Raw genomic sequence first — 22,871 nt, 5'->3', positions numbered from 1 at the left:
ATTCCGCTCTGGGTACTATTGGCCTTCGCGGTTTGGACCGTGCTGGTACTCCTTTCGGGCATCGGCGTCCATCGCTGGAGCCGCATCTTGTCGCGCTAAGCCGAGTTGGCCGACTTCCCGGGCGGGGTCGCCGAGGGAACGCCTGCCTATTGCCGCGCCACGCGAGCGCATGCCAACTGTGTAGAGAACCTTCCCATCTACGCAGCTCTGGCATTGACGGCCGCCGTAGCGGGGATAGACACGCCGCACCTCGACCAATTGGCGGTCACCATCCTGATCGCACAGGTTTGCCAGAGCCTGGTCCATATGATCCTTCCGGAAACCAACATCACCGTCGGCATTCGCTTTTCCTTTTTTGCCGTGCAGCTCGTTGCCTTTCTATGGATGGCTGTCATCATCGCTACCGCGGCATAGCGCTCCTGCCCTCTAGCCAACGCCCCTCGCCGCCGCCATATTCGCGAATATGCCTCCTCGCGCTCCCAAAACTTTCGGCTCCCGCGCGGAACCGCGCGCAGTCACCGGCGAAGATGCCGGCCTGCCTGTATCCGGCGACCGTCGCGACCCCGGTTTCGGCGAGGCGCTCCAGCCGCTGATCCAGGACCATCCCCTGGTCACCGGCGCGGCAACCCCCTTCACTCCCCATCGCCCGGCTCGGCCGGAGAAGTCCGAAGGCGGAATCCGGCTCGAACTGCGGACGGAGATGGAACCAAAGGGCGACCAGCCTCAGGCCATCGCCGAACTCGTGGCCCAGGTGGACGCAAAGGAGCGCGATCAGGTGCTGCTCGGCGTCACCGGCTCGGGAAAGACCTTCACCATGGCCCAGGTCATCGCGCGCACCCAGCGGCCCGCGCTGATTCTCGCGCCCAACAAGACCCTGGCCGCACAGCTCTATGGCGAATTCAAGAGCTTTTTCCCCGACAACGCGGTCGAGTATTTCGTGTCCTATTACGACTACTACCAGCCGGAAGCCTACATCCCGCGCACGGACACCTATATCGAGAAGGATTCGTCCATCAACGAGCAGATCGACCGCATGCGCCATGCGGCGACGCGCGCCGTGATGGAGCGGGACGACGTAGTGGTCGTCGCCAGCGTGTCCTGCATCTACGGCATCGGCTCGGTCGAGACCTACACCGCCATGACGTTCAGCCTGAAGAAAGGCGACCGCATCGAACAGCGGCAATTGATGGCCGATCTCGTGGCGCTGCAATACAGGCGCAATGATATGAATTTCGCGCGCGGCAGCTTCCGCGTACGCGGCGACACGATCGAGCTCTGGCCGGCCCATTTGGACGACCGGGCCTGGCGCATCTCGCTGTTCGGCGACGAGATCGAGGCCATCGTCGAATTCGACCCGCTGACCGGCGCCAAGACCGATGAATTCGCCGTCGTGAAGATCTACGCCAACTCGCACTATGTGACGCCGAAGCCGACGCTGAAGCAGGCGGTACGCGGCATCAAGGACGAGCTGAAAAAGCGCCTCTCCGAATTGAACGGAGCAGGACGGCTCCTGGAGGCGCAGCGCCTGGAACAGCGGACCCTGTTCGATCTCGAAATGATCGAAGCCACGGGCGCCTGCGCCGGCATCGAGAACTATTCGCGCTATCTCACCGGGCGAAATCCCGGCGAGCCGCCTCCCACGATGTTCGAATACCTTCCCGACAACGCGCTGGTCTTCGTCGACGAGAGCCATGTCACCGTGCCCCAGATCGGCGCCATGTTCCGGGGCGACTACAAGCGCAAATCCACGCTGGCGGAATACGGATTCCGCCTGCCCTCGTGCATGGACAATCGTCCTTTGCGTTTCGAGGAGTGGGACGCCATGCGCCCGCAGACCGTCTATGTGTCGGCGACTCCCAGCGGCTGGGAGCTGGAGCAGACGGGCGGTGTGTTCGCCGAGCAGGTCATCCGGCCGACGGGCCTCGTGGACCCGCCGGTCGAAATCCGCCCGGCCACCACCCAGGTTGACGATCTGATCGACGAAACGCGCAATGTGGCGGCCAACGGCTATCGCGTGCTCGTTACAACGCTAACAAAACGCATGGCCGAGGACCTAACCGAATACATGCACGAGCATGGTCTGCGCGTGCGCTATATGCATTCGGACGTGGAGACGCTCGAGCGGATCGAGATCATTCGCGACCTACGGCTTGGGGCCTTTGACGTGCTGATCGGCATCAACCTCCTGCGTGAAGGTCTCGACATTCCCGAATGCGCCCTGGTGGCCATTCTCGATGCGGACAAGGAAGGCTTCTTGCGCTCCGAGACCTCGCTCGTGCAGACCATCGGCCGCGCGGCGCGCAACGTGGACGGCAAGGTCATTCTCTATGCCGACGGTATAACGGGCTCCATGGAGCGCGCCATGGCGGAGACTTCGCGCCGCCGCGAAAAGCAGGTGGCTTGGAACGAGGCCCACGGCATCACGCCGGAGAGCGTGAAAAAGAACATCGGCGACATTCTTTCGAGCGTTTACGAGCGCGACCACGTGCTGGTGGATGCGGGCGCGGGCTTCGCCGAAGACGGCCAAACGCCCCTAGAGGGCACCGTCGGCCACAATATCGAAAGCGTTATCGCGGACATGGAAAAGCGCATGCGCACCGCCGCCGCCGATCTCGAATTCGAAGAGGCTGCGCGCCTGCGCGACGAGGTCAAGCGCTTGCGTCAAGTAGAACTCGCCATCGCCAACGATCCGCTAGCGCGGCAATCGGAGCTTGAGCGGTCCGCCTCCTCCGTCGACCTGTCCCGCCCGCACAAGCCGAGCCTGGACGAAATGGGACCGCACAACCGTGAGATCCCCTTGCGTAAGTCAAAACCCCGGTCCCGCTCCGGCAAGCCCGGCACCCGCGCGTTGAAAGGTAAAAGCTGCTAGGGCGTGGTCTGACGAACGTCAGTGAACTCTGCGCCCCACTCTTAATCCAACGCAAGGAGAGCGTCCATGCGCCGCGCTAACCTTGGGTCCGGGTATAGAGATCTACCGCGCTAGACGTCTCCTGCCACATGTCCTGAGGACCTGGTGAACGCATTCCTCGATGGACATGGATCTTTCTTCCCCGCTCCTCGTAGCACAAGCGAGCGGAAGCCTATCGACCCGTAAGCTTGGCGTTCGCGCCGGGCTTCTTGGTTTTTAGGGCTTTGGCTATTGGCTGCAAAACGACGAAAAAGCGGGACCGTTTCAATCCGGTCCCCCTTTTAACGCTTTTTCAAGCCTATGAAGCGAAATTTGCTTCGTACCGACTTGAGTACGTAACGCGTAGAGGGAATCAGTTATGCGCACCATCATCGCACTTGCGGTCATCACCACGACGCTCGCCCTTGGCGGTTGTTTCCATATGCACCAGCAGGCCATGGTCACGGAGCTCCCCCCGGCTCCCGTGCCGTACAAATAGTCTGCAGTCGACCTAAGCTTTCCCGGGACTGCCGCCTCTTGTCCGCGCGCCGCCCGCGCGGACAACCAGCTCGGCTCCGGAAAGCGACAGTTCTGCGTCGAAGAGCCCGGCTCCGTGCCAGGCTTTTTCGTGCGCGCGCCCGCACGAACCGGTCAAGCGCTTGTGAGGAGATATGAGCCCTGCGTGACGGCCAGCTCGGGTAGCGTAGGACCAGATAAAGTCCGGCACACGCAGGGAGGCGACATGTCCATATTGATCGATTGGTTGGAGACCGGAAGGCGGCTGGCCGAACGGATCCCCTATAGCTTAGTCGCGCTGGTCGCGCGGCTCTCGGTAGCCTCCGTGTTCTGGCGCTCAGCCCAGACCAAGGTGGACGACTACTTACAGGTCAAGAGCACCGCGTTTTTCCTCTTCCGCGAGGAATACAAGGTGCCTGTCATACCGCCGGAGATCGCCGCTTACCTCGCCACCTATCAGGAACTGATCGGCTCCGTGTTGCTGGTTATCGGCCTCGCCACACGGCTGACGGCCCTTGCCTTTATCGGCATGGTCGCCGTGATTCAGATCTTCGTGTACCCGTCCGGCTGGCCCGACCACATCCTTTGGTTCGCACTGCTGTTCCTGCTTGTCGCGCGCGGCCCCGGGGCGATCTCGGTCGATCACCTCCTGTGGCGGCGCATGATGTAGCCGGCCTGAAGGGCCCAAAGCAGGACCCTCGGGAAAATACGGCCGGTGCGCGCTAGCCGCCGGCCTGCAGTTTCCGCAACAGTGCGTTGCTCGGATAGCCGTCCGCCGGCAGCCCATACTGAAGCTGCATCGCACGGATCCCACGCCGGGTCGCGGCGCCAATCACGCCGTCCACCTTGCCGACATCGTATCCGCGCTGGACCAGCAGCCGCTGAAGCTGCTTGCTCCCTGCAGCACTGAAGGGCTGGGCATTGCCCGTGCGAAGCGTCGGTGCGCCCGCCAGCCGCGTGGCGAAGTACCCGGCCGCCGTCGAGTAGACCAGCGAATTGTTCCAATCCAGATATACATTGATGAAGTTCGGATAGGCGAGGAACGCCGGTCCGTTCCGTCCCATGGGCAGAAGCAGCGCGGACGGCGTACTATCGGCCGGGACGGGCTGACCATTGCGGTACTTCACCCCGTATTTGGACCAGAAGAGACGGGGCCGCTGAATGGTGACGTCCGCCTGATCCCAGGGCAGGTTTTTGGGAACGATCACTTCCTCCAGCCAGGGCTGACCGGGCTGCCACCCCTTCGCAGCGATGTAGTTCGCCGCGGAGGCGAGCGAGTCGGGCACGCTGCGCACGAGATCGCGGCGCCCGTCGCCATCATAGTCGACGGCGAAGTTGTAATAGGTGCTGGGCTGGAACTGGAACTGGCCCACCTCGCCATGAGCCGGCCCGCGCATCTGTTTGCGGTACAGATCGCCCCGGTCGAGGACGCGCAATGCGTCCAGCAGCTGGGCTCGAAACTCCTCCGGCCGGCGGCAATCGTAACTCAACGTCGCCAGCGAACGGATGCTGTCCATACTTCCCATGAAGGCGCCGAAGTCGGTTTCTAGCCCCCAAAAGGCCACGAGCACGGCGCCCGGTACGCCATATTGTTCTTCGATTTGTTTGACAACCGGCGCATATTTCTTTAGCCGCGCACGGCCGGACGCCAACCGGTTTTTGTTCACCATCCGCCGTTGGAAGGTCAGGTAGTCCTGCGCGAACACGCCTTGGGCGCGGTCTTTGGCCACGACCTTGGGATCGTAGGTGACACCGTTCAGGGCAGTGGCCACGGTTCGCGCCGAGATACCCTCGGCAAGCGCCTGCTGTTTGAAGCCTTGCAGCCACTTGTTAAATCCAGCGGCGCCGGGACATCTCTGCGCAACCGCGGACGAAGCGGAACCGAACAGCACCGCCGCACAGAGGCCAGCAAGCGCTGTGAATCGAATGACGCGAGTCAGGGGGTGTGTAGACATGCGCGCCACTCAACCCAGTCGGGCAGCATCCGTCAAGCACAGAGGCGCGCAATTTCGATTGTCGAAGCGCGCTTGTCACGCCACTGCAAAATGGCGCCATCGCACCGAACGCGGTGTCCGGCACGAAAGACGGAGGCGCTTGAGAAACGCGCGCCCGGTCTAGGGCGCAATGCTGGAAAAAACCGCTCCTAATCGGTATGCGGCGGCAGATCGCAAATCCTGATCTTCTCCAGCAGCACATCGATGCGCCGGGAGGCCTCACGGCTGCTCAAGCCTTGCTCGAATGCGTCGGGCTCATGCATCTGATCGGCTAATGTCTTGAGATGGTCGGCCTGCGCGACGGTCATCGGCTCAACACCGTTGGCCTCGCGAACCATATACTGGCTTTCTTGACCCTCAGGCCCCCTCTTCTCTTGTTCCATTTCTCACGCGTCCTTGGCTTTCCCCATTGGAATCCATTTGTGCATATGAGTCTTATAATAGGGACCAAAAAGGGCAAGGATTAGCTGATACAAGTCAATGATTTGGACACAGATTCGCAGAGCCTAGATTTTCGGCACGTCTGTCCCGGGTTTACAGCACCTACGAACGCGACATGGCGGACCAAGCATCGCCCGCCCCTCATCCTGCCGTGTTCCCTACATGCGCCTGCGCGTCCGTCATCACGTGACGGCACCCCACGCAGAAATTGAGGCTTTTGTAATATTTGACAAAAAAGTGGCCGCGCCATCAGCAAATAGCCTTCCAATGACCGCGCAGCAGCCAGTTTCTCGCCATCTTTTTGGATAGATTTCAGGCCCTGCAAAAAGAGCGTGGCCAACTCGCAACGGCAGTGCGACGGCCTCGCGCAAAACCCTCCCAAGCATTTAAGGAGACAAGAAACGCATGTTGAAAATGCGCGCGAAACTACTATCAGTGGGACTTCTCTTGGCAGCCTTCCTGCTGCCGCTCAACGCCGCGAACGCGGCCCAGGTGGGCAGCGCCTCGTGGTACGCCCTCCACTCCATCACCGCCAGCGGTGAGCGTATGAACCCCAGCGCCCTCACGGCGGCGCACCGGAGTCTGCCCTTCGGCACCCAGGTGCGTGTGAAAAACCTGAGAAACGGGCGCTCCGTGGTCGTGCGGATCAATGACCGCGGACCCTTTACCGGTGGCCGGATCATTGACCTATCGAAGGCCGCCGCCGCGAAGCTTGGCATGATCAGCGCCGGCACCGCGAAGGTGAGCGTGACCCGCCTCAACTAGCTGGCGGGCCTGTTTTTCGCCGTCGGGGCGGGCTGCAGGACGCCTGGCCAGTACCGGGCGTCCCCCTTAATCTAAATTCGGCAGGCAAGATTCGCAGAACATTCAATACCGTTGCCGAGAAGCCATAGGCATCGGCCGCGAAAGTCTGCATAGTCTCAGAGCTATTGGTGTTTCGAGTACCAGGTCTTCGAAGGTGCGTGCAAGAAGCGCCCGAACCACGTAGATTGAGGATTCTAAAGACGGGCCAAACAAGGCCCGGCCTGACCGGAGGCTACCTAAATGCTTACGCTTACGGCGTTCATCAGAACGCTTCCCCTCGCTGCCCTCATCGTCGCGACGTCCTATGGCCTGACTCTCGATACGGCCGAAGCTCAGAACAGCGCCCGCAACGAACGCTCCGGGGGGGTCTTCAAGAAGCCTCATCGCGGGCCGGCCATCGGGGGCACATCCTGGACCTTGAGCGATGTCTGGGGCGTTCCAGAGATGCCCCAGGACTCCAAACAGTCTCCCGGCTACGACTATGGCGCGAGCGGTTATGAACTCAACGGCCCGCCGAACCAGTCTCCCTACCCCAACTAAACGCCTAGTTCTTATCGGCGTAGACCATTTTCGGGTCTTGCACATGACTAGCAGACGCAACTACAGTGAGGCTCTTTATTGGGCAGACTGCGAACCAGGGTAGAGGCTGGCCGCGCACGCTCCTTGGGAAGTGACGTGGTTTCTTTTCCGGTTTCCTAGACTTGCCTGTTATTCCGCGCGCGCGCGGGGCCTATAGGAGGGGGAAAGGAGCTTCCCATGCGTCAGACCGGTACGGTCAAGTTCTTCAATCACACGCGAGGCTTCGGCTTTATTACGCCGGACGATGGCGGGAAGGACGTGTTTTTGCATATCTCTTCACTGCAGCGCTCGGGCCTCCCGGCGCTTGACGAAGGGGCAAAGGTCTCATTCGAGACGGAGCCGGACCGCCGGGGCAAAGGTCCCCAGGCCATCGATGTCCAGCTCGGAGAATAACTTCCCAAACAACTGAACACGCTGACCCGCCGCGATACTGGCGTCATTCGACGTTATTGTCGCCGGCGGGTTCTTTACTTGCCGATCGGGACGACATGGGCGAGGCCATGACATTGCAGGACAACGGCGCGGCGAACTATGCGCCTGACGGCATTTTGGACGCCCTTGCCAAGGGCCGGCCCGAAGCCCTGACGCGCCTGTCCGCGTTCCTCGCCATTCCCAGCATTTCAACCGATCCGGCTTATCACGGCGCCTGCCTTGAGGCCGCCGAATGGTGCGCGGAGACCTTGCGCGAGATCGGCTTCGAAGCGCGCGTCGAACCGACCCACGGAAAGCCGATGGTCGTGGCGCGATGGCGCCTTGGCGCAGACGACACCCCGCGCGCCCATGTTCTGTTTTACGGTCATTACGACGTGCAACCGCCCGATCCCCTGGAGGCTTGGAACGCATCGCCCTTCGAGGCTCAGATTGTCGACGATGCCACCCATGGCAAAGTCATCGTGGCTCGTGGCGCCTCCGACGACAAAGGCCAGGTTATGACCTTCATCGAAGCCTGCCGTGCCTGGATCGTAGCCGAGGGCACGCTTCCCGTCGACGTCACGGTCCTGCTGGAAGGCGAAGAGGAATCCGGTAGTCCAAGTCTCGAGCCTTTTCTTGTCGCCCATGGCGACTCCCTGAAAGCGGACATCGCGCTTGTCTGTGACACGGGTCAGTGGGACGCGGAGACGCCGGCCGTCACCGCGTTCCTGCGTGGCTTGGCCTTTTCGGAAGTCACACTCAACGGCCCCTCGCGCGATCTGCATTCGGGCATCTATGGCGGACCCGCTCAGAACCCCATTCGCGTCCTCGGCGACCTGATCGCCGGCCTGCACGACGATAACGGGCGTGTCACCCTTCCCGGTTTCTACGACGGCGTGACGGATCCTTCGCCTGCACAAAGCGAGTCCTGGCGCGCGCTGAACTTCGATGGGGATGCCTTTCTCGGCGAGGTCGGCTTGAGCGTGCCTGCGGGCGAGACCGATTGCAGCGTTGTCGAACAGCTTTGGAGTCGGCCCACGATCGAGGTGAACGGCATCACCGGCGGCTATACCGGACCGGGCACCAAGACCGTGATCCCCGCCGAAGCCTCGGCCAAATTCTCCTTCCGCCTGGTGCCGGGGCAAGAACCCGCAAAAGTCATCGATGGCTTGCACCAATACATCGAACAGCGCCTTCCGGCCGATGTGAGTGCCACGTATCGCGGCGAAGGTGGATCGCCGGCTGTCGGTTTCGACACCGATGCGCCCGCCTTTCGTGCGACGGCGCAAGCCCTCGAGGCGGAGTGGGGCAAGGCCCCCGTCATCGTCGGCTGCGGCGCCTCGATCCCGATTGTCGAAGCGTTCCGGACCCGGCTTGGCATGGACGCGCTGCTTGTGGGCTTCGCGCTGGAGGACGACAAGATTCACTCGCCGAACGAGAAGTACAATCTCAGCAGCTTCGAAAAGGGCGCGCGAAGCTGGGCGCGTATCCTGGCCGCGCTTGGTGGCACCAATGACGCGGCGTAGCGCGTATGTCTGCGCCCTCGCTCTGGCGGCGGCTCTACTCTACATCGTGCAAGCGCGAACTTGTGATGGCGACCGCCCTCAGGCTTTCCAGCACGCTGGCCCGGGTGTGTTCGAGCATTACGCGCTCGGTCTTAGCTGATCTCCAACCCACTGCCTGACAGAAGGAGGGCGGCGCGGCGACAACTAATGCGACACAAACCGCGGGGCCGACTTCGTCCTGCAAGGGCTGTGGCCGCAATACAATTTGGTCTGGCCGGAGGATTGCTATCACGGTAACCGGCCGTGGATTCCATCCGATGTGATCCAAGAGATGGACGGCATCATGCCGGACAAAGGATTCATCATCCACGAATACAGGACGCACCGGACATGTTCGGGCCTATCGCCGTCGGCCTACTTCGCGGCTGCGCGAAAGGCTTATGAGCAGGTCACGATCCCGAGCGCCTCGACGATCCGACGACGCCACGCTTCCTGTCGCCCGAAAAAATTGAAGGCGAGTTCATGGCCGCCAACAAATGGCTCAAACCGGACATGATCGCGGTGACATGCCGGCGCGGAAACCTGTTTGATGTCCGCTCCGGCGTATCGCCGTGCCGCCGTCTAAAAGCGATAGATAAGCGAACCGCGGAGCGAATTCGAATCCGGATCGAAGGTCTGCTTACCACCCTGATACGTGATCGTCTCCTTGCCGAAGTCCGTGAACTGATAATCGAAGCGCAGGCTCCAATCCTTGTCATAAGCATATTCGGCGCCGGCGCCCACGCTCCAACCGGTAAACGTCGTATCTTTGAAGCCGCCGCCAGGGCCGCTCACATAAAGATCCGCATTCGCCAAGGCGCCGCCCACCGTACCGAACAGCAAGAGATTCGGCATGATCGTCCAACCCAGACGGAGCCTTAGATCCGCCATGCTATCGAATCCCACTTTTGCTCTGTTCGGAGCGCCATTGATCACTCCGCCGCCATCGATGTTGGACGCCAGGTAATCGCCTTCAATACCGATTACCGCAGGACCATGCTGCCAGCTGAAGCCGCCGACAACACCGCCGATCACACCGTCGGAATCGACCGTGCCGGGCGAAAGGCTGTAGCTGACTGACGAGCCGCCGATCGTGCCGCCAAGCCACCAACCCTCGAACATCTCGTCCGACTGGATCGCGGAGCCGAAATAGGAACCGCCGTCATATAGGCCGTACGAATCCTGCGCGAACGCAGACATGGACGCCGTGGCGCAGACGGCAAACGTGGCGGTAAAGGCGAAAGCCCGGTGAAATCCCGTACGCATAAGACACTCCCTCAAAGGATCGAGAGGCCCTCCGTCCCCAAAACCCGTAACGAAACCCAGCACTCACCCCCGAAGAATAGACCGTGCCCCTAAACGTCTCTTAACGATGAAGGGCGGGAAAACTTCGTAGGGTTAGTGGCGGGTTAAAGGCAGCACCAAGCCCTCACCGGATGGCGGCGGAAGCGTGAAGAGAGCGTTTCGCGATGCGGCAAGAGAAACACGCAATTGATCGGGCGAAGAAGTTGCTTTGGACCGTCACCATGGAGCAGAGGAGCACCCTTAAGCATGGCCCTGCAAAACCCGACAGCGAGCTTATTTGCCGCGTTAGTTAGATGGCCGTCGCCGTCCAGTTCTCAATCGTCAAGCCGGTTCACATTCGACGTCTATCAAGCCAAGAGGTCTGGCAGCGGCATCGGCGTGCTTGAGTAGTCGCGGTGCCTAACGCGCATGGAAGATGGCCACAAGGCCATGCTGTTCGATCTCCACATGGGTGAAGCGGCGCTCCAGCCCTTCTGTGAGTGAGGCCAAATCGTCCTCTAGATTGTTGAACACGCCTTTCTCATTGTAGAGGCGGAACAATGCGCGCGCCGGCCCATTAGGATTTACAGCCCGGCCCAGAATAGTTGCTCCGAACAATACCGCACGATCGGCCATAAGCGGCTTCAGATGATCTACGACCACTAGCTTCTCCGAGATGGGGCCGGGCAGACAATGGAGCACGTACGTGAGACTTACCGAATCGAACGGCGGCACGGCCAAGCCGATCGGCGCCAAAAGATTTACCTCGTGGCACTCTGGATCGAAACGGCGAAGCCGTCGCGCTGAGAAGTCGAGGCAATTCATATTGATGTCCAGCAAGACGAGCCGGTCGAAGCTGCGGCCGGCCCTGTCGAGGAACAGTCCCGTGCCGACGGCTGCCTCCAAATGACTCGGCGATAAGTGCCGCACGTAGAGGCCGAAGATCTTCGACGTCGGACACATCCAAACAAAGCGATTGGAGAGTCCATGGACCGCGAAGTCATAGAACGAGAGCGAAAGCGGCGTGTAGATGGCGTGCGCCTCTACGATCGCGTCCTCGCTTGACCGTTTCGTGGCTTGAGTCCGTTCGCTCATGACATCAACTTAAGGACGGCTACCTGTACACACAAAAAAGGGGCGCCAAAACGGCGCCCCTTTGGGTAGAAACGTGCCTAGATCAGACTTAGAACGACGCGCTGAGAGTACCGACAACGCGGGATGAACAATCATCGCGGTTGAGGCCGAATGTAGCGCAGGCATTGTTGCTGTAGTCCGTATCCCAGTAGCGGACGTCGACGGCCCAGTTCTCCATAAAGCCGAGGGTCAGTCCGACGTTCCAGAACGTGTAGTCCTGAGCCTGATCGAACCACTGCCAACCGATTAAGCCGCTGACGCTGGGATCGAAGAAGTTGAACCATTGACCCAAGGTATACTCACCACCGACTTCCAGGGCATTGGAGCCGCCAAGAAGGTCCGGGGCCCAGTAGTTCGTGATACCGGCAGTGAAGTTGTCGCCAAAGCCGTAAGAAAGGCCTGTCTTGATCTCAACGTAGTCGAGACCGCCGTTCGAACCCGGATAGGTGTACCAGATGGCACCAACATCGTAGCCGAGACCATTCCAGTCAGAAGCGATACCGCCATACCAGTCAATCTCAATGTTGTTGCCAAAGTCGATGTTCGAAGCCCACACGCCAGCATAGAAGATGCCGTAAGACGCATCAAAAGAGCCCTGAATGGCTGGGTCCTGGCTGGTCTGAGAAAGGCCACGGAACACATAGTCTGAGGTCAGAGCCGCTGTCGCGCTAAGTTCAAATTGATTCCCCGAGCCGCTGAACGGGCTAATTGCCTGGTCTCCCGGGTCCTGCCCCTGAGCCTGTGCCGAAAGTCCCGAAACAACGATAAGCGCCGCTCCCAGAACTGCAGATTTGAAAATCCCCGCAGTGTGCCTAGCCATTGTCCAGTCTCCTACTTTTCGCCTGTCCCTGACGATCTGACTTCGTGGTTTGGGAAGCTGATGACACGGTGTTATCGCGGTGCAACGTCCCCCGTGACCTCGACCATAGTAGGCACCTGCTCCGAAGCAACGGCAAATCAAGGAATTCAAGAAAGATTTGGAATGGTGTGACTAGTCTGCAATGGTTGGCGGTATTTTGTCCCACCTTGGCGTATTCGTGAGTGCCTACTAGGCAAATCTCAGCATGGGTGCACATTAGATGAGCAGTTGAGGCGCGTCTCTGCAGGCTCATTCCGGGCCGAGAACTTCATGTTGGGCCGACCCGGACCGCGCCAACCCGCACCCAACTGTCTTGTTCCCACAAAAGGCGTCCCATACAGTGCCCTGCTCGGGGCCCCGAGCAGCCGCGCCGAGGCCTTTTCCAACGCCATCGCCGCAAGAGAAAGCGCAAGGGACAGCATGTCAGCCCACACTCCAAAAGCATGCGCCCTGGTCACCGGCGGAGCCCGCCGGCTCGGACGCGCTATCGCGCTTGATTTGGCCCGGCATGGGTGGCGCGTCGGCATTCACTACCACGCGTCCGAGGCGCAAGCCGCCAGCCTCGTCGCAGAAATCGAGGCCTTCGGAGGCCATGCGGCGGCCCTGCAGGCCGATTTGTCCGATCTTCGGGCCCTGCCCATGTTGATCGAGGACTGCGCTGAGGCGCTCGGTCCCGCGACCTGCCTCGCCAACAACGCGGCCTGCTTCGCCTGGGACTGGCCGGACAATTTCGACGAAGCGGGCTGGACACAGCACCACGACATCAACCTGCGCGCGCCTGTCTTTCTAACAAGAGCCTTTGCGAGCGCTCTTCCGGATGACGCCCCCGGCAATGTCATCAATCTCATCGATCAAAAGGTTTATGCGCTGAACCCGCATTACTTTACCTACACAATCGCCAAATCGGCTCTTTGGACGGCGACTCGCACACTCGCCCAGGCGCTTGCCCCGAGGATTCGGGTGAACGCCATCGCGCCTGGCCCGGTCCTGCCATTCGAAGGTCAGTCGGACGAAGACTTTGCGCGCGAATGCCGCGACACACTTCTCAAGCAAGCCATCCCAATGAGTGATATTACCGCGACGGTCCGCTTTCTCCTGGCGACACAGTCGATCACAGGCCAGATGATCGCTTTGGACGGCGGGCGGCATCTCAATTGGCGCCCCGACGCCAGCTGATGCGATCCTGCGTGGCCCGCAGTTCCTTTGAAGGTGCCCCCTTGAAGGTGGCATAAGCCACCCCATAGTCTGAGCAGCGGGTACGCCTTCGGCCATTGCCCAGGCGACAACACGACACAATTTCATGACAGACGAACGCACTGATAGCGCTGATGAAGCGCCGCTCGTTAAGCGAGACCCGGACGAGGCTGCCGAGACCGGCGCCAATGTCATCGCCCGTCATGCGAAGCTGGCGCCTCCAGGCCCCGGCGTCTATCGCATGTTCGATGCCGATGGACAGGTGCTCTATGTTGGCAAGGCGCGGCATCTGAAGAAGCGCGTCCAGAGCTATACGCGAGGTACCGGCCACAACAACCGCATCGCCCGCATGATCGCCGACACGGCGGCCATGGAGTTCGTGACCACCAAGACCGAGATGGAGGCCCTTCTCCTCGAGGCGAACCTCATCAAGCGGCTGAAGCCGCGCTACAACGTGGTTCTCCGGGACGACAAGTCGTTTCCCTTCATCTTGATATCGCGCAACCACGCGGTGCCGCAAATCCTGAAGCATCGTGGCGCCCGCAACCGCAAGGGCGATTATTTCGGGCCCTTCGCCTCGGCCGGCGCCGTGGGCCGGACCATCAACACCTTGCAGCGCGCGTTTCTATTGCGCTCGTGCTCGGACGGTTATTACGAGGCCCGCACGCGCCCCTGCCTGCTCTATCAAATCAAAAGATGCAGCGCGCCCTGTACCGGCGAGATCTCTGAGGATGCCTACAGCGCCCTTGTGGAAGAAGCCATGGACTTCCTGCGCGGCGAGAGCGACGAGGTGAAACATCGTCTGCGCGCGCTGATGGAGGCGGCGAGCGAATCCCAGGAATACGAACGCGCGGCAGGCTTACGGGACCGGCTGACGGCGCTCAGCCATATCCAATCGCACCAGAACATCAACCCGCACACCGTAAAAGACGCCGACGTGTTCGCGGCACATCAAGAGGCCGGGCAGACCTGCATCCAGGTCTTCTTCTTCCGCGCCGGCAACAATTGGGGCAACCGCGCCTACTTCCCGCGCGCGGACAAAACCCTGCCCGCGGAGGACGTGCTCGAAGCCTTCATCGCCCAGTTTTATGATGACAAGCCGGCCCCGCGTCACATCCTACTTTCACACGAGATCGTGGGCCAGCGCCTGCTCGCCGATGCGCTGGAGCTGAAGGCTGGGCACAAGGTGGAGGTGCTTACACCCCAGCGCAGCGAAAGGCGCGAGTTGGTGGAGCATGTGCGGGTCAATGCCCAAGAAGCCCTTGGGCGCCGCCTGGCCGAACATGCCTCCCAGCGCGCCATCTATACGCGGGTCGCCGAACTCCTCGATCTGGACGAACCGCCCGAGCGCGTCGAAGTCTACGACAACAGCCATATTTCGGGGACAAACCCGGTGGGCGCCATGATCGTGGCGGGACCGGCAGGGTTTCAAAAGGCGCAGTACCGGAAGTTCAATATGAAGGTTGACGACCTCACCCCTGGCGACGACTACGCCATGATGCGGCAAATGCTGACCCGCCGCTTCAGCCGCCTTCTTAAGGAGCGCGAGAGCGATGAGGGCGAAGGCTGGTCCATGCCCGACCTCGTTCTCATTGATGGCGGGCCGGGCCAGCTCTCCGCGGCCCACGAGGTCCTGGAAGAGCTGGGCTTGACAGACATCAATCTCGCCGCCGTGGCCAAAGGCCCCAACCGGAACGCCGGACGCGAGCGCATCTACCGCAAGGGCAAGGAAACGCTGCTGTTGGAACCACGCGATCCCGTGCTCTATTGCATCCAGACGTTGCGGGACGAAGCACATCGTTTCGCCATCGGCGCCCACCGCACACGGCGGAAGAAAGGGTTCACCGCCTCACCTCTCGACGAGGTGCCCGGGATCGGCCCCACCCGCAAACGCGCGCTACTGCAACATTTCGGCTCTGCCAAGGCCGTGAGCCGCGCCGGCGTGGCGGATCTCGAAACTGTTGGCGGAATCAGCGAGCAGATGGCAAAGACCATCTACGATTTTTTCCATGAACGCGGTTAGTAGGGCCGCGCGTTGCGCTATGTTGGGCGCAACAGACCTCAATTGAGTGATCGCAACATGACGGAGCAAGGATTGGCGGGACAAGGCCTACCCAAAAGGCACGGAGCGGATCGGCGGTATTTTGGCAGCCTGCCGAATATCTTGACCTATGGGCGCATTCTGGCCGTTCCGGCGCTAGTCGCCTGCTTCTTCGTGAGCGCCGATTGGGGCCGCTGGCTGGCCATGTGGATATTCATCGCCGCGGGCGTCAGCGATTTCCTGGACGGCTATCTTGCGCGCGCCTGGAAGCAGCAAAGCGCCCTTGGCCAGATGCTCGACCCAATCGCCGACAAGCTGATCGTCGCCGCCGCGCTGCTGATGCTGGCGGCAAACCAGACCATCGCTGGCTGGTCGCTCTGGGCCGGAGTCATTATTCTTTCCCGCGAGATCCTGGTCTCGGGCCTGCGCGAGTTCCTAGGGACGTTGAGCGTCAGTGTCCCGGTATCCAATCTCGCCAAATGGAAAACCGTGGTGCAGATGGTCGCGATCGGCTTCCTGCTGGCAGGACCGGCGGGCGACAAAGTCTGGCAATATACTACTCTGTTTGGCCTGACGCTGTTGTGGATCGCCGCCGTTCTCACGCTCTATACAGGCTACGACTATCTGCGGGCCACGATGCGCCATCTCATGCCGGACTCGAAATAGGCAGCTAAAATCAATGACACGCCTTCTCTACTTTGCCTGGGTGAAGGAAAAGACCGGGATCGCGTCCGAGGACATTCAGCTGCCCGGCGGCATCGCCACGGTCGCAGAGTTAATCGCTTGGCTGAAGACGCGCGGACCCGAATTCGAAAACGCGTTCGCGCAAGAAGAGACGATCCGCGCCGCGGTGGATCAAATGCATACTAAGGCCGATGCGCCCATCGCCGGGGCAAAAGAGATTGCCTTCTTTCCGCCCGTCACCGGAGGCTAACCGTGATCCGCGTCCAGAGCGGCGACTTCGACATCGCCAAGGAGATCGAGGCCCTGCGCAAGGGCCCCACGGGTGACAGCCGCACCGACATGGGCGCCATAGTGACCTTCACCGGTACCGTGCGCGACACGCACGGCATGACTGAGGGTGAAGTGACCGCCATGACCCTCGAACATTATCCTGGCATGACCGAGAAGGAACTCGCACGCATCGAGACGGAAGCCCATGCGCGCTGGCCCTTGGCGGCCTCGCTGATCGTCCACCGTGTGGGCCGGCTCGAGCCTGGCGACAACATAGTGCTCGTCATCACCGCCTCGGCCCATCGCGAAGCCGCCTTCGAAGCCGCGCGCTTTCTCATGGACTATCTGAAAACCTCCGCGCCTTTCTGGAAACGCGAGAGCGGTCCGGAAGGCAAGAGCTGGGTAGAGGCGAAAAAGACCGACACCGAGGCAGCCGCCCGCTGGCGTCACGATTAGCGCTCCCACCCTCGCGAACCTTCCATCCTCCTCGTAGCTTAGCGGCTTGGGAATAGGCCATCCGCGCCCCTCTGCTGTTCCCGCCAATCCTCAGCCCCCTAGTTACGATTGTCTTCCTAGTTCTGTTTGAACGGTTCTAGGAACGCCGGAACGTACCGGACTACCGGGCACTTTGGGGGAGGGGAGAATTTCTGGGGGATCTCTCCGGGGCCGTGGGAGCCACGCCACACCAAGGCCGTAGGCACCGAGGCCACCTGGAACAGGATCAGCCCGGAGCTGGACTTCGCGCTCCTTCAGCGCAAAGCCGCCGCTTAGCCAAACGCTCTACCGCCGCAGAACCACAGTGTCGGGTGCGTGGCGGTGCTCCCAGCCCGCACGCTGCAAGGTGGGCGTGTCGTCTTCAGCTTGCGGATAGCCGACGCAGAGGTAGCCGATGAAGATCCAGTCCCCGGGCACGTCCAGCGCCGCCGTGACGCCCTTCGGATCGATAATCGAAACCCAGCCCACGCCGATCCCCTCGGCCCGCGCCGCGAGCCAGAACGTGTGGATCGCCGTCACCACCGAATAGTCGATGGTCTCGGGCATAGTGAGCCGGCCGAGCCTATAGCCTTGCACCGTCTCCCGGTCGGCGAATACGGCCACCTGCACGGGCGCCTCGTCCATGCCTTGCAGCTTCAGCCGCGCATAAAGCGCCGCCCTGTCTGGCTCCTGCATAGCGAGCGCTGCGGCGTTACAGATCTCGAAATTGACGCGGATCGCGGCCCGGCGCGCCGGATCCTCCACGAGAACGAACCGCCAAGGCTCGCTGAGCCCCACAGACGGGGCCAGACAGGCAAGGTTTATGAGCCGGTCGATAGCGCCCTCGGGCAACGGCTCGCGCTTGAAACGCCGCACGTCGCGCCGCCAGCGCAACAGGTCGTAGAGCCGCGCGCGGAAATTCCCATCGAATTGGGGCACCTGCGGGTTCGCGTCCTCGCGTCGATCGATGCTGCGATCCGCAATTTGAACGCCCTCTCCCGCTTCGGATCCGAGCCCTGCACGCTGCTGGAACTGTTCGCCAAGAGCTTTCATCGGCGCAAATTCTAGCACGCTTCGGTTTCGTGCAAGCTGCTTCTAAAAGCGTCGCTCAAGCTAGGATTTATTTCCTAGTTCGTCCAGCTAGGGGCGTTCGGCGCGGCCCTTCCAACCTTGATTGGCATGCAACTATTCATTTTAGGTCAATTCACTACATGCAGGTCGGGAACTGGGCTAAAATCGGCTTATGATGTTCGGCTGCCCAGCCCGCATGTCAGGAGTGTCTTTGCCCGAGCCTGGATACTTCCTCATATCAGCCTTGCGGCGGTCTTGCGGCCCCGGCCGAAGGCCGCGTTCTTTTTGTGTTCGCCGACGCGCCGCACGCTAAAGGCTGCCGCGTCTCTCCCAAGATAGAGAACCGCTTTGACTCTTGGGCGACAAATCTGCCAGAGCGATCCCGGAAAAAGTGAACGCGTCGCCTGTCGCTGATTGAGGGGCCGGTCGCTACCCGGCCGCGGCGATGGACTTCGCAGGCCGAACGAGCGCAGCGTAATCGGCCATCAGCGTGCGCGTAATCTCGCCGGGCTTGAAGCTGTACTCACCGATTGACCCCACGGGCATGACTTCGGCGGCGGTGCCCGTGACGAAGCATTCGCTGAAGTCCGAAAGCTCATCGGGAAGGATGCGTCTTTCGATCACTTCCCAGCCGCGCTGCTTGGCAAGACCCATCACCGTGCGTCGCGTGATGCCGTCGAGGAAGCAGTCGGCCATAGGCGTGTGGATAACACCATCCTTCACGAAGAAGATGTTGGCGCCCGTACACTCGGCCACATTGCCGCGCCAATCGAGCATGACAGCATCGGCGAAGCCTTCGCTCTCGGCGCGGTGCTTCTCGATGGTGCAGATCATGTAAAGACCCGCCGCCTTGCTGTGGACCGGCGCGGTCGCAGGATCGGGCCGGCGATACTTGGCGAAGGTGAGCTTCATGCCCTTTTCGACCGCGGCAGGATCGAAATAGGCGCCCCACTCCCACACAGCGATGGCCACGTTGATCTTGGTCTTCTGAGCCGAGACGCCCATCTGCTCGCTGCCGCGCCAGGCCAGCGGGCGGATATAAGCATCCGACAAATTATTGACGGCGATAACGTCGCGCGCGGCCTTGTCGAGTTCGGCAACGGAGTATGGCACTTTGAAATCAAGAATCTCGGCAGACTCCCGCAGACGCTGATTGTGCTCGGTCACCTTGAAGATCTCGCCGTCATAGGCGCGCATGCCTTCGAAGACGGCGCTGCCATAGTGAAGCGCATGGGTCAGCAGATGCACCCGCGCGTCCGTCCAAGGTATCAATTCGCCATTGAACCAGATCGTGCCGTCACGCTGATCAAAGCCCGACATGGGTTTCCTCCACTGAATGGGGCGCGCCAGTTTTTCGGAGAGCGTCTAACCCCTGCACACTATCAGCCCCGAAATCCAACCACACTCTTCCGCGCCAGAGCATTTGCGCCTGGGCACGGCGGGGCGTATCAAGATGGTATTAAGTCAACATGGCTGACATAATCCAAGCCAAAATATATGTCAACATGACTGACCTAAATGAACCCCTCTCCCGTGGCCGCAAAACCCCGGGAGCCAAGCGCGCGGGTGCCCGCGCGGACGGGACGGCTGTGGCCAATGGCGACACGATGAACGAGGACACCGAGGGCTTGGCCCAGAATGCTGCCGAGGCCGATCTCCACGCGTTCGCAGAGCTTCTGTTTTTCGCCTATCGTGATTTCACGGGCGATCCGGACGCTATCCTGAAGGATTTTGGCTTTGGCCGCGCCCATCACCGGGTCCTGCATTTCGTCAACCGGCATTCGGGCCTGCGTGTCGCCGATCTCCTGGAGATCTTGAACATCACCAAGCAGAGTCTGTCGCGCGTCCTCAAACAGCTCATCGACCAAGGCTACATCACGCAAAAAGCCGGCGCGGCGGACCGCCGCGAACGGTTGCTCTATCCGACCGAGCGGGGCATGGCTCTGGCCGGGCGACTGGCCGCGCCGCAATTGGTGCGGCTTCGCGCGGCACTGACGGCGGCCGGCCCGGAGGCGGAGACCGCAATTCGCCGCTTTCTTGAAGCTATGATCAATGCCGAAGATCGGCCCAAAGTTTCCGCCATAATAGATCCAGCTGCGTTTCCGGCTGATCGCAACGACGAAGGTAAACCGAGTTGAACATGGCGACGCGCATCAAACCCCATCTCGGGACGGGCCCAGACGACAACGCTCCCCACATTCTCATCGTGGATGACGACAGCCGGATTCGCGAGCTCCTCAGGCGCTACCTGCACGACCACGGCTTTCGCGTGAGCATAGCTATTGACGCGGAGAGCGCCCGCCTGCAGATGCGCAGCCTCGCGTTCGACCTCCTCGTACTCGATGTGATGATGCCCAAGGAGTCGGGCATCGACTTCGCAAAGTCGCTGCGAACCCGCAGCCAAGTGCCCATCCTCATGCTTACCGCTCAGGCCGAACCCGAACACCGCATCGAAGGGTTGGAGACGGGCGTCGACGACTATCTGGCAAAACCCTTCGACCCGCGCGAACTGCTCCTGCGCGTCGGCAACATCCTCAAGCGCGGCGCCCAGACAGCGCCTGCGGGCGAACTTCGCATGGGCAATTTCATCTTCCATATCAGCCGCGGCGAACTGCAGCGCGACGGCGAAACCGTGCGCCTGACGGAACGGGAGCGCGAACTGCTGCGATACTTCGCACAACGTCCTGGAAAGCCAGTGTCCCGCCATGAACTCGCCAAAGGTTCGGACAAGGGTCCGGGCAAGAATGGCGAGATCGGCGGCGAACGCGCCGTCGATGTGCAGATCAACCGCCTTAGACGCAAGATCGAAAACGACCCGGCCAACCCGGTCTATCTTCAGACCGTGCGCGGCAAGGGCTACATACTCTATTCCGAGTGATGAGCGCTGCAACCGATACCGCCCGCCCGCTCCCCGAGGAGCAAGCCAGAGCCGAACGGCAAGGTCCGCTCAAATGGCTCCTGGCACGTTTCGGCGAGCAGATGCCGAAGGGTCTCTACGCCCGCGCCCTCATCATCATCATCGCGCCGATGGTGCTGCTGCAGTCCGTGCTGGCCTTCGTGTTCCTGGAACGTCACTGGCAAACCGTCACGCATCGCTTGTCGACAGGCACGGTGCAGAACATCGGTATGCTGATTGACATGCACGAGGATCTTTCGAAGAAGCACGACGTCAATAGGCTGACCGAAATCGCGGCTAAGAATCTTGGCTTGCGTGTGCGCTTCGCACCCGGCGAAGATCTCCCGCAAGTTCGCACAAAACCCTTTTTCAAACTGCTGGACTCGACCCTGTCCGATGAGTTGGAGCGGCGGATCGGGCGCCCCTTCTGGATCGATACGGTGGGCCGGTCCGACTTCGTTGACATCCGGATCAAACTCGATGACGCGGTCATGCACGTCCTGGCCCGTCGCAGCCAAACCTATGCGTCCAACTCGCATATTTTCATCGTCTGGATGCTGGGCACATCCGTCGTCCTGCTCACGGTCGCCATTTTGTTCCTGCGCAATCAGATCAGGCCGATCCTGCGCCTCGCCCATGCCGCGGAGAGCTTTGGCAAGGGCCGCCCCATGCCAAACGACTTCAGGCCACGCGGCGCGCGCGAAGTGCGTCAGGCCGCTCATGCTTTTGTGGAGATGCGCGACCGCATCGAACGCCACGTGGAACAGCGCACGCTCATGCTGGCCGGCGTCAGCCATGACCTCCGGACGATCCTGACCCGGTTCCGGCTTCAGCTCGCCATGCTGGAGGAAGGTCCCGAACTCGAGGCCATGCGCGCCGATGTCGATGAGATGCAGGCCATGCTTGAGGATTACATGGCTTTCGCGAAGGGCGATTCGGGCGAGGCCATCGGCTACGTGGATATCGGCGAAGTTCTGAGCGAGGTCAGCTCTCAAGCGCACGGCGGCAAGACGGATCTCGAAGGCAAGACCGTCGAGGTCAGGACTAATAACCAACCGCTTGTGGTGCGCGTTCGCCGCCATGCCTTCAAACGCGCAATTGCCAACCTGGTCAACAACGCCGCACGCTTCGCCAGCATCGTGCGCATAACGGCCGGAAAGACGGACGGCCTCCTGACGATCGAGGTCGAGGACGACGGTCCCGGCATCGCGGAGAACGAGCGGGAGCTGGTGTTCCGCCCGTTTTACCGTTCTGACCACGCCCGCAATCAGGATTCGGGCTCTACGGGACTGGGGCTTGCGATCGCCCGCGACATTACCCGTATTCATGGCGGCGACATCATGCTCGACCAATCTTATCTCGGCGGTTTGAAAGCCGTGCTAAAAGTGCCTGTCTGAGTCCAATTGGGAGATACACCGATGCATAAGAGAGTGGCTGGACTGACCGCGATCCTTGCCGTGGCCGGGCTGACTCCGGCCCTGGCGCAATCGGAAACCGAGCGCATTCAAGACAACGAAATGCCGGGGTCCGAAATTCAGATCGACATCGGTCAAGACGGCGCCGACGTGCATCGCAAAAGCGGAAAGCCGCTCTTCGGCGATATGAAGATGTCGGAGGAGCCACCGGAACTGGCTCCGCTGGACGACCCTGACAGCCTGATTTCAACCGATCCGGTCGATGCCGAACTCCCAGGTGAAGGACCGGAGAGTCTGTCGGGCCCCGACGACGAAGACCCGCTTCCCTATTAGCATCGCGAACCACGGCCCGTTGGCAGGGCCGGTGAACACA

23 protein-coding genes and 1 pseudogene are annotated in these 22,871 nt (G+C 61.1%); 17 read left to right on the top strand and 7 right to left on the bottom strand.

Translation table 11 applies throughout. The features are described from left to right. Positions 1-105 precede the first annotated feature (105 nt). From WBQ77_RS02130 to WBQ77_RS02120, 3 genes are all read left to right on the top strand, one after another. A complete protein-coding gene (locus tag WBQ77_RS02130) occupies positions 106-414 on the top strand; it encodes an MAPEG family protein (RefSeq protein WP_424058715.1) in 309 nt (102 codons plus the stop codon). Positions 415-463: 49 nt separating this feature from the next. Beyond that, positions 464-2,869, top strand: coding sequence for an excinuclease ABC subunit UvrB (gene uvrB, locus WBQ77_RS02125; protein ID WP_424058713.1), 2,406 nt, complete (start codon positions 464-466; stop codon positions 2,867-2,869). Between the two features lie 760 nt (positions 2,870-3,629). After that, complete coding sequence (locus WBQ77_RS02120; protein WP_424043587.1) at positions 3,630-4,073, top strand: DoxX family protein; 444 nt, start codon at positions 3,630-3,632, stop codon at positions 4,071-4,073. Positions 4,074-4,125: 52 nt separating this feature from the next. Here WBQ77_RS02120 and WBQ77_RS02115 read toward each other — a convergent pair whose 3' ends face one another. Further along, positions 4,126-5,358: a lytic murein transglycosylase gene (locus tag WBQ77_RS02115; protein ID WP_424043586.1), complete on the bottom strand. Its 1,233-nt coding sequence runs from the start codon at positions 5,356-5,358 to the stop codon at positions 4,126-4,128. A gap of 188 nt (positions 5,359-5,546) precedes the next feature. Beyond that, a complete protein-coding gene (locus WBQ77_RS02110) occupies positions 5,547-5,780 on the bottom strand; it encodes a DUF3072 domain-containing protein (protein ID WP_424043584.1) in 234 nt (77 codons plus the stop codon). A 463-nt stretch (positions 5,781-6,243) separates the two neighbouring features. On the opposite strand from WBQ77_RS02110, the gene WBQ77_RS02105 reads away from it, so the two are divergent. The 5 genes and pseudogenes from WBQ77_RS02105 to WBQ77_RS02085 all read left to right on the top strand — a co-directional run. Next, entirely contained in the window at positions 6,244-6,603 is a 360-nt protein-coding gene (locus WBQ77_RS02105; RefSeq protein WP_424043583.1) for a septal ring lytic transglycosylase RlpA family protein, read from the top strand. Positions 6,604-6,882: 279 nt separating this feature from the next. Then, on the top strand, positions 6,883-7,182 hold the full coding sequence (locus tag WBQ77_RS02100; protein ID WP_424043581.1) for a hypothetical protein: 300 nt from the start codon (positions 6,883-6,885) through the stop codon (positions 7,180-7,182). A 216-nt stretch (positions 7,183-7,398) separates the two neighbouring features. After that, the gene (locus tag WBQ77_RS02095) at positions 7,399-7,614 is read left to right on the top strand and encodes a cold-shock protein (RefSeq protein ID WP_424043579.1); all 216 of its coding nucleotides are present in this window, start codon (positions 7,399-7,401) and stop codon (positions 7,612-7,614) included. A 107-nt stretch (positions 7,615-7,721) separates the two neighbouring features. Beyond that, positions 7,722-9,158: a M20/M25/M40 family metallo-hydrolase gene (locus WBQ77_RS02090; RefSeq protein WP_424043577.1), complete on the top strand. Its 1,437-nt coding sequence runs from the start codon at positions 7,722-7,724 to the stop codon at positions 9,156-9,158. A 211-nt stretch (positions 9,159-9,369) separates the two neighbouring features. Next, positions 9,370-9,693 (top strand): annotated as a pseudogene (locus tag WBQ77_RS02085) (hypothetical protein); the annotation flags it as partial. Between the two features lie 65 nt (positions 9,694-9,758). Here the strand turns inward: WBQ77_RS02085 and WBQ77_RS02080 are convergent. From WBQ77_RS02080 to WBQ77_RS02070, 3 genes are all read right to left on the bottom strand, one after another. Then, positions 9,759-10,442 (bottom strand): outer membrane protein, encoded by a 684-nt coding sequence (locus tag WBQ77_RS02080; protein ID WP_424043575.1) that lies wholly within the window; start codon positions 10,440-10,442, stop codon positions 9,759-9,761. A 438-nt stretch (positions 10,443-10,880) separates the two neighbouring features. Continuing rightward, positions 10,881-11,555 (bottom strand): class I SAM-dependent methyltransferase, encoded by a 675-nt coding sequence (locus tag WBQ77_RS02075; protein WP_424058711.1) that lies wholly within the window; start codon positions 11,553-11,555, stop codon positions 10,881-10,883. Positions 11,556-11,643: 88 nt separating this feature from the next. Beyond that, the gene (locus WBQ77_RS02070) at positions 11,644-12,414 is read right to left on the bottom strand and encodes a TorF family putative porin (protein WP_424042990.1); all 771 of its coding nucleotides are present in this window, start codon (positions 12,412-12,414) and stop codon (positions 11,644-11,646) included. A 459-nt stretch (positions 12,415-12,873) separates the two neighbouring features. Here WBQ77_RS02070 and WBQ77_RS02065 point away from each other — a divergent pair, with 459 nt between their 5' ends. The 5 genes from WBQ77_RS02065 to WBQ77_RS02045 all read left to right on the top strand — a co-directional run bounded on the left by WBQ77_RS02065 (position 12,874) and on the right by WBQ77_RS02045 (position 17,098). Further along, on the top strand, positions 12,874-13,629 hold the full coding sequence (locus tag WBQ77_RS02065) for an SDR family oxidoreductase (RefSeq protein ID WP_424042992.1): 756 nt from the start codon (positions 12,874-12,876) through the stop codon (positions 13,627-13,629). A 124-nt stretch (positions 13,630-13,753) separates the two neighbouring features. Then, positions 13,754-15,670: an excinuclease ABC subunit UvrC gene (gene uvrC / locus WBQ77_RS02060; RefSeq protein WP_424042993.1), complete on the top strand. Its 1,917-nt coding sequence runs from the start codon at positions 13,754-13,756 to the stop codon at positions 15,668-15,670. Between the two features lie 57 nt (positions 15,671-15,727). Next, positions 15,728-16,354: a CDP-diacylglycerol--glycerol-3-phosphate 3-phosphatidyltransferase gene (pgsA, locus tag WBQ77_RS02055; RefSeq protein ID WP_424058709.1), complete on the top strand. Its 627-nt coding sequence runs from the start codon at positions 15,728-15,730 to the stop codon at positions 16,352-16,354. A gap of 13 nt (positions 16,355-16,367) precedes the next feature. Next, positions 16,368-16,622, top strand: coding sequence for a molybdopterin converting factor subunit 1 (gene moaD / locus WBQ77_RS02050; RefSeq protein ID WP_424042996.1), 255 nt, complete (start codon positions 16,368-16,370; stop codon positions 16,620-16,622). Positions 16,623-16,624: 2 nt separating this feature from the next. Next, entirely contained in the window at positions 16,625-17,098 is a 474-nt protein-coding gene (locus WBQ77_RS02045) for a molybdenum cofactor biosynthesis protein MoaE (protein ID WP_424042998.1), read from the top strand. Between the two features lie 324 nt (positions 17,099-17,422). Here the strand turns inward: WBQ77_RS02045 and bluB are convergent, their stop codons facing one another. Beyond that, positions 17,423-18,055: a 5,6-dimethylbenzimidazole synthase gene (gene bluB, locus WBQ77_RS02040; RefSeq protein WP_424043011.1), complete on the bottom strand. Its 633-nt coding sequence runs from the start codon at positions 18,053-18,055 to the stop codon at positions 17,423-17,425. Between the two features lie 561 nt (positions 18,056-18,616). Continuing rightward, positions 18,617-19,507 carry a branched-chain amino acid aminotransferase gene (locus WBQ77_RS02035; protein ID WP_424043000.1) on the bottom strand — a complete coding sequence of 297 codons (891 nt, stop codon included), beginning with the start codon at positions 19,505-19,507 and terminating at the stop codon, positions 18,617-18,619. A gap of 185 nt (positions 19,508-19,692) precedes the next feature. Here WBQ77_RS02035 and WBQ77_RS02030 point away from each other — a divergent pair, with 185 nt between their 5' ends. The 4 genes from WBQ77_RS02030 to WBQ77_RS02015 are packed head-to-tail and all read left to right on the top strand — an operon-like array spanning position 19,693 to position 22,831. Next, positions 19,693-20,325: a MarR family winged helix-turn-helix transcriptional regulator gene (locus tag WBQ77_RS02030; protein ID WP_424058707.1), complete on the top strand. Its 633-nt coding sequence runs from the start codon at positions 19,693-19,695 to the stop codon at positions 20,323-20,325. A gap of 2 nt (positions 20,326-20,327) precedes the next feature. Continuing rightward, positions 20,328-21,065 (top strand): response regulator, encoded by a 738-nt coding sequence (locus tag WBQ77_RS02025; RefSeq protein WP_424043002.1) that lies wholly within the window; start codon positions 20,328-20,330, stop codon positions 21,063-21,065. Then, positions 21,065-22,480: an ATP-binding protein gene (locus WBQ77_RS02020; RefSeq protein ID WP_424058705.1), complete on the top strand. Its 1,416-nt coding sequence runs from the start codon at positions 21,065-21,067 to the stop codon at positions 22,478-22,480. The genes WBQ77_RS02025 and WBQ77_RS02020 overlap by 1 nt, the downstream gene beginning before the upstream one ends. A gap of 21 nt (positions 22,481-22,501) precedes the next feature. After that, positions 22,502-22,831: a hypothetical protein gene (locus WBQ77_RS02015; RefSeq protein WP_424043005.1), complete on the top strand. Its 330-nt coding sequence runs from the start codon at positions 22,502-22,504 to the stop codon at positions 22,829-22,831. The last annotated feature ends 40 nt before the right edge of the window (positions 22,832-22,871 follow it).

This window comes from Methyloceanibacter sp. (assembly GCF_049590335.1).
Taxonomy (GTDB): domain Bacteria; phylum Pseudomonadota; class Alphaproteobacteria; order Rhizobiales; family Methyloligellaceae; genus Methyloceanibacter.
This window is presented reverse-complemented; position numbering and strand designations above follow the sequence as displayed.

Coding starts and splice junctions, on each gene's coding strand:
- uvrB (WP_424058713.1), top strand. CDS start 464: ATGCCTCCTCGCGCTCCCAAAACTTTCGGCTCCCGCGCGGAACCGCGC.
- WBQ77_RS02120 (WP_424043587.1), top strand. CDS start 3,630: ATGTCCATATTGATCGATTGGTTGGAGACCGGAAGGCGGCTGGCCGAA.
- WBQ77_RS02115 (WP_424043586.1), bottom strand. CDS start 5,358: ATGTCTACACACCCCCTGACTCGCGTCATTCGATTCACAGCGCTTGCT.
- WBQ77_RS02110 (WP_424043584.1), bottom strand. CDS start 5,780: ATGGAACAAGAGAAGAGGGGGCCTGAGGGTCAAGAAAGCCAGTATATG.
- WBQ77_RS02105 (WP_424043583.1), top strand. CDS start 6,244: ATGTTGAAAATGCGCGCGAAACTACTATCAGTGGGACTTCTCTTGGCA.
- WBQ77_RS02100 (WP_424043581.1), top strand. CDS start 6,883: ATGCTTACGCTTACGGCGTTCATCAGAACGCTTCCCCTCGCTGCCCTC.
- WBQ77_RS02095 (WP_424043579.1), top strand. CDS start 7,399: ATGCGTCAGACCGGTACGGTCAAGTTCTTCAATCACACGCGAGGCTTC.
- WBQ77_RS02090 (WP_424043577.1), top strand. CDS start 7,722: ATGACATTGCAGGACAACGGCGCGGCGAACTATGCGCCTGACGGCATT.
- WBQ77_RS02080 (WP_424043575.1), bottom strand. CDS start 10,442: ATGCGTACGGGATTTCACCGGGCTTTCGCCTTTACCGCCACGTTTGCC.
- WBQ77_RS02075 (WP_424058711.1), bottom strand. CDS start 11,555: ATGAGCGAACGGACTCAAGCCACGAAACGGTCAAGCGAGGACGCGATC.
- WBQ77_RS02070 (WP_424042990.1), bottom strand. CDS start 12,414: ATGGCTAGGCACACTGCGGGGATTTTCAAATCTGCAGTTCTGGGAGCG.
- WBQ77_RS02065 (WP_424042992.1), top strand. CDS start 12,874: ATGTCAGCCCACACTCCAAAAGCATGCGCCCTGGTCACCGGCGGAGCC.
- uvrC (WP_424042993.1), top strand. CDS start 13,754: ATGACAGACGAACGCACTGATAGCGCTGATGAAGCGCCGCTCGTTAAG.
- pgsA (WP_424058709.1), top strand. CDS start 15,728: ATGACGGAGCAAGGATTGGCGGGACAAGGCCTACCCAAAAGGCACGGA.
- moaD (WP_424042996.1), top strand. CDS start 16,368: ATGACACGCCTTCTCTACTTTGCCTGGGTGAAGGAAAAGACCGGGATC.
- WBQ77_RS02035 (WP_424043000.1), bottom strand. CDS start 19,507: ATGTCGGGCTTTGATCAGCGTGACGGCACGATCTGGTTCAATGGCGAA.
- WBQ77_RS02030 (WP_424058707.1), top strand. CDS start 19,693: ATGACTGACCTAAATGAACCCCTCTCCCGTGGCCGCAAAACCCCGGGA.
- WBQ77_RS02025 (WP_424043002.1), top strand. CDS start 20,328: ATGGCGACGCGCATCAAACCCCATCTCGGGACGGGCCCAGACGACAAC.
- WBQ77_RS02020 (WP_424058705.1), top strand. CDS start 21,065: ATGAGCGCTGCAACCGATACCGCCCGCCCGCTCCCCGAGGAGCAAGCC.
- WBQ77_RS02015 (WP_424043005.1), top strand. CDS start 22,502: ATGCATAAGAGAGTGGCTGGACTGACCGCGATCCTTGCCGTGGCCGGG.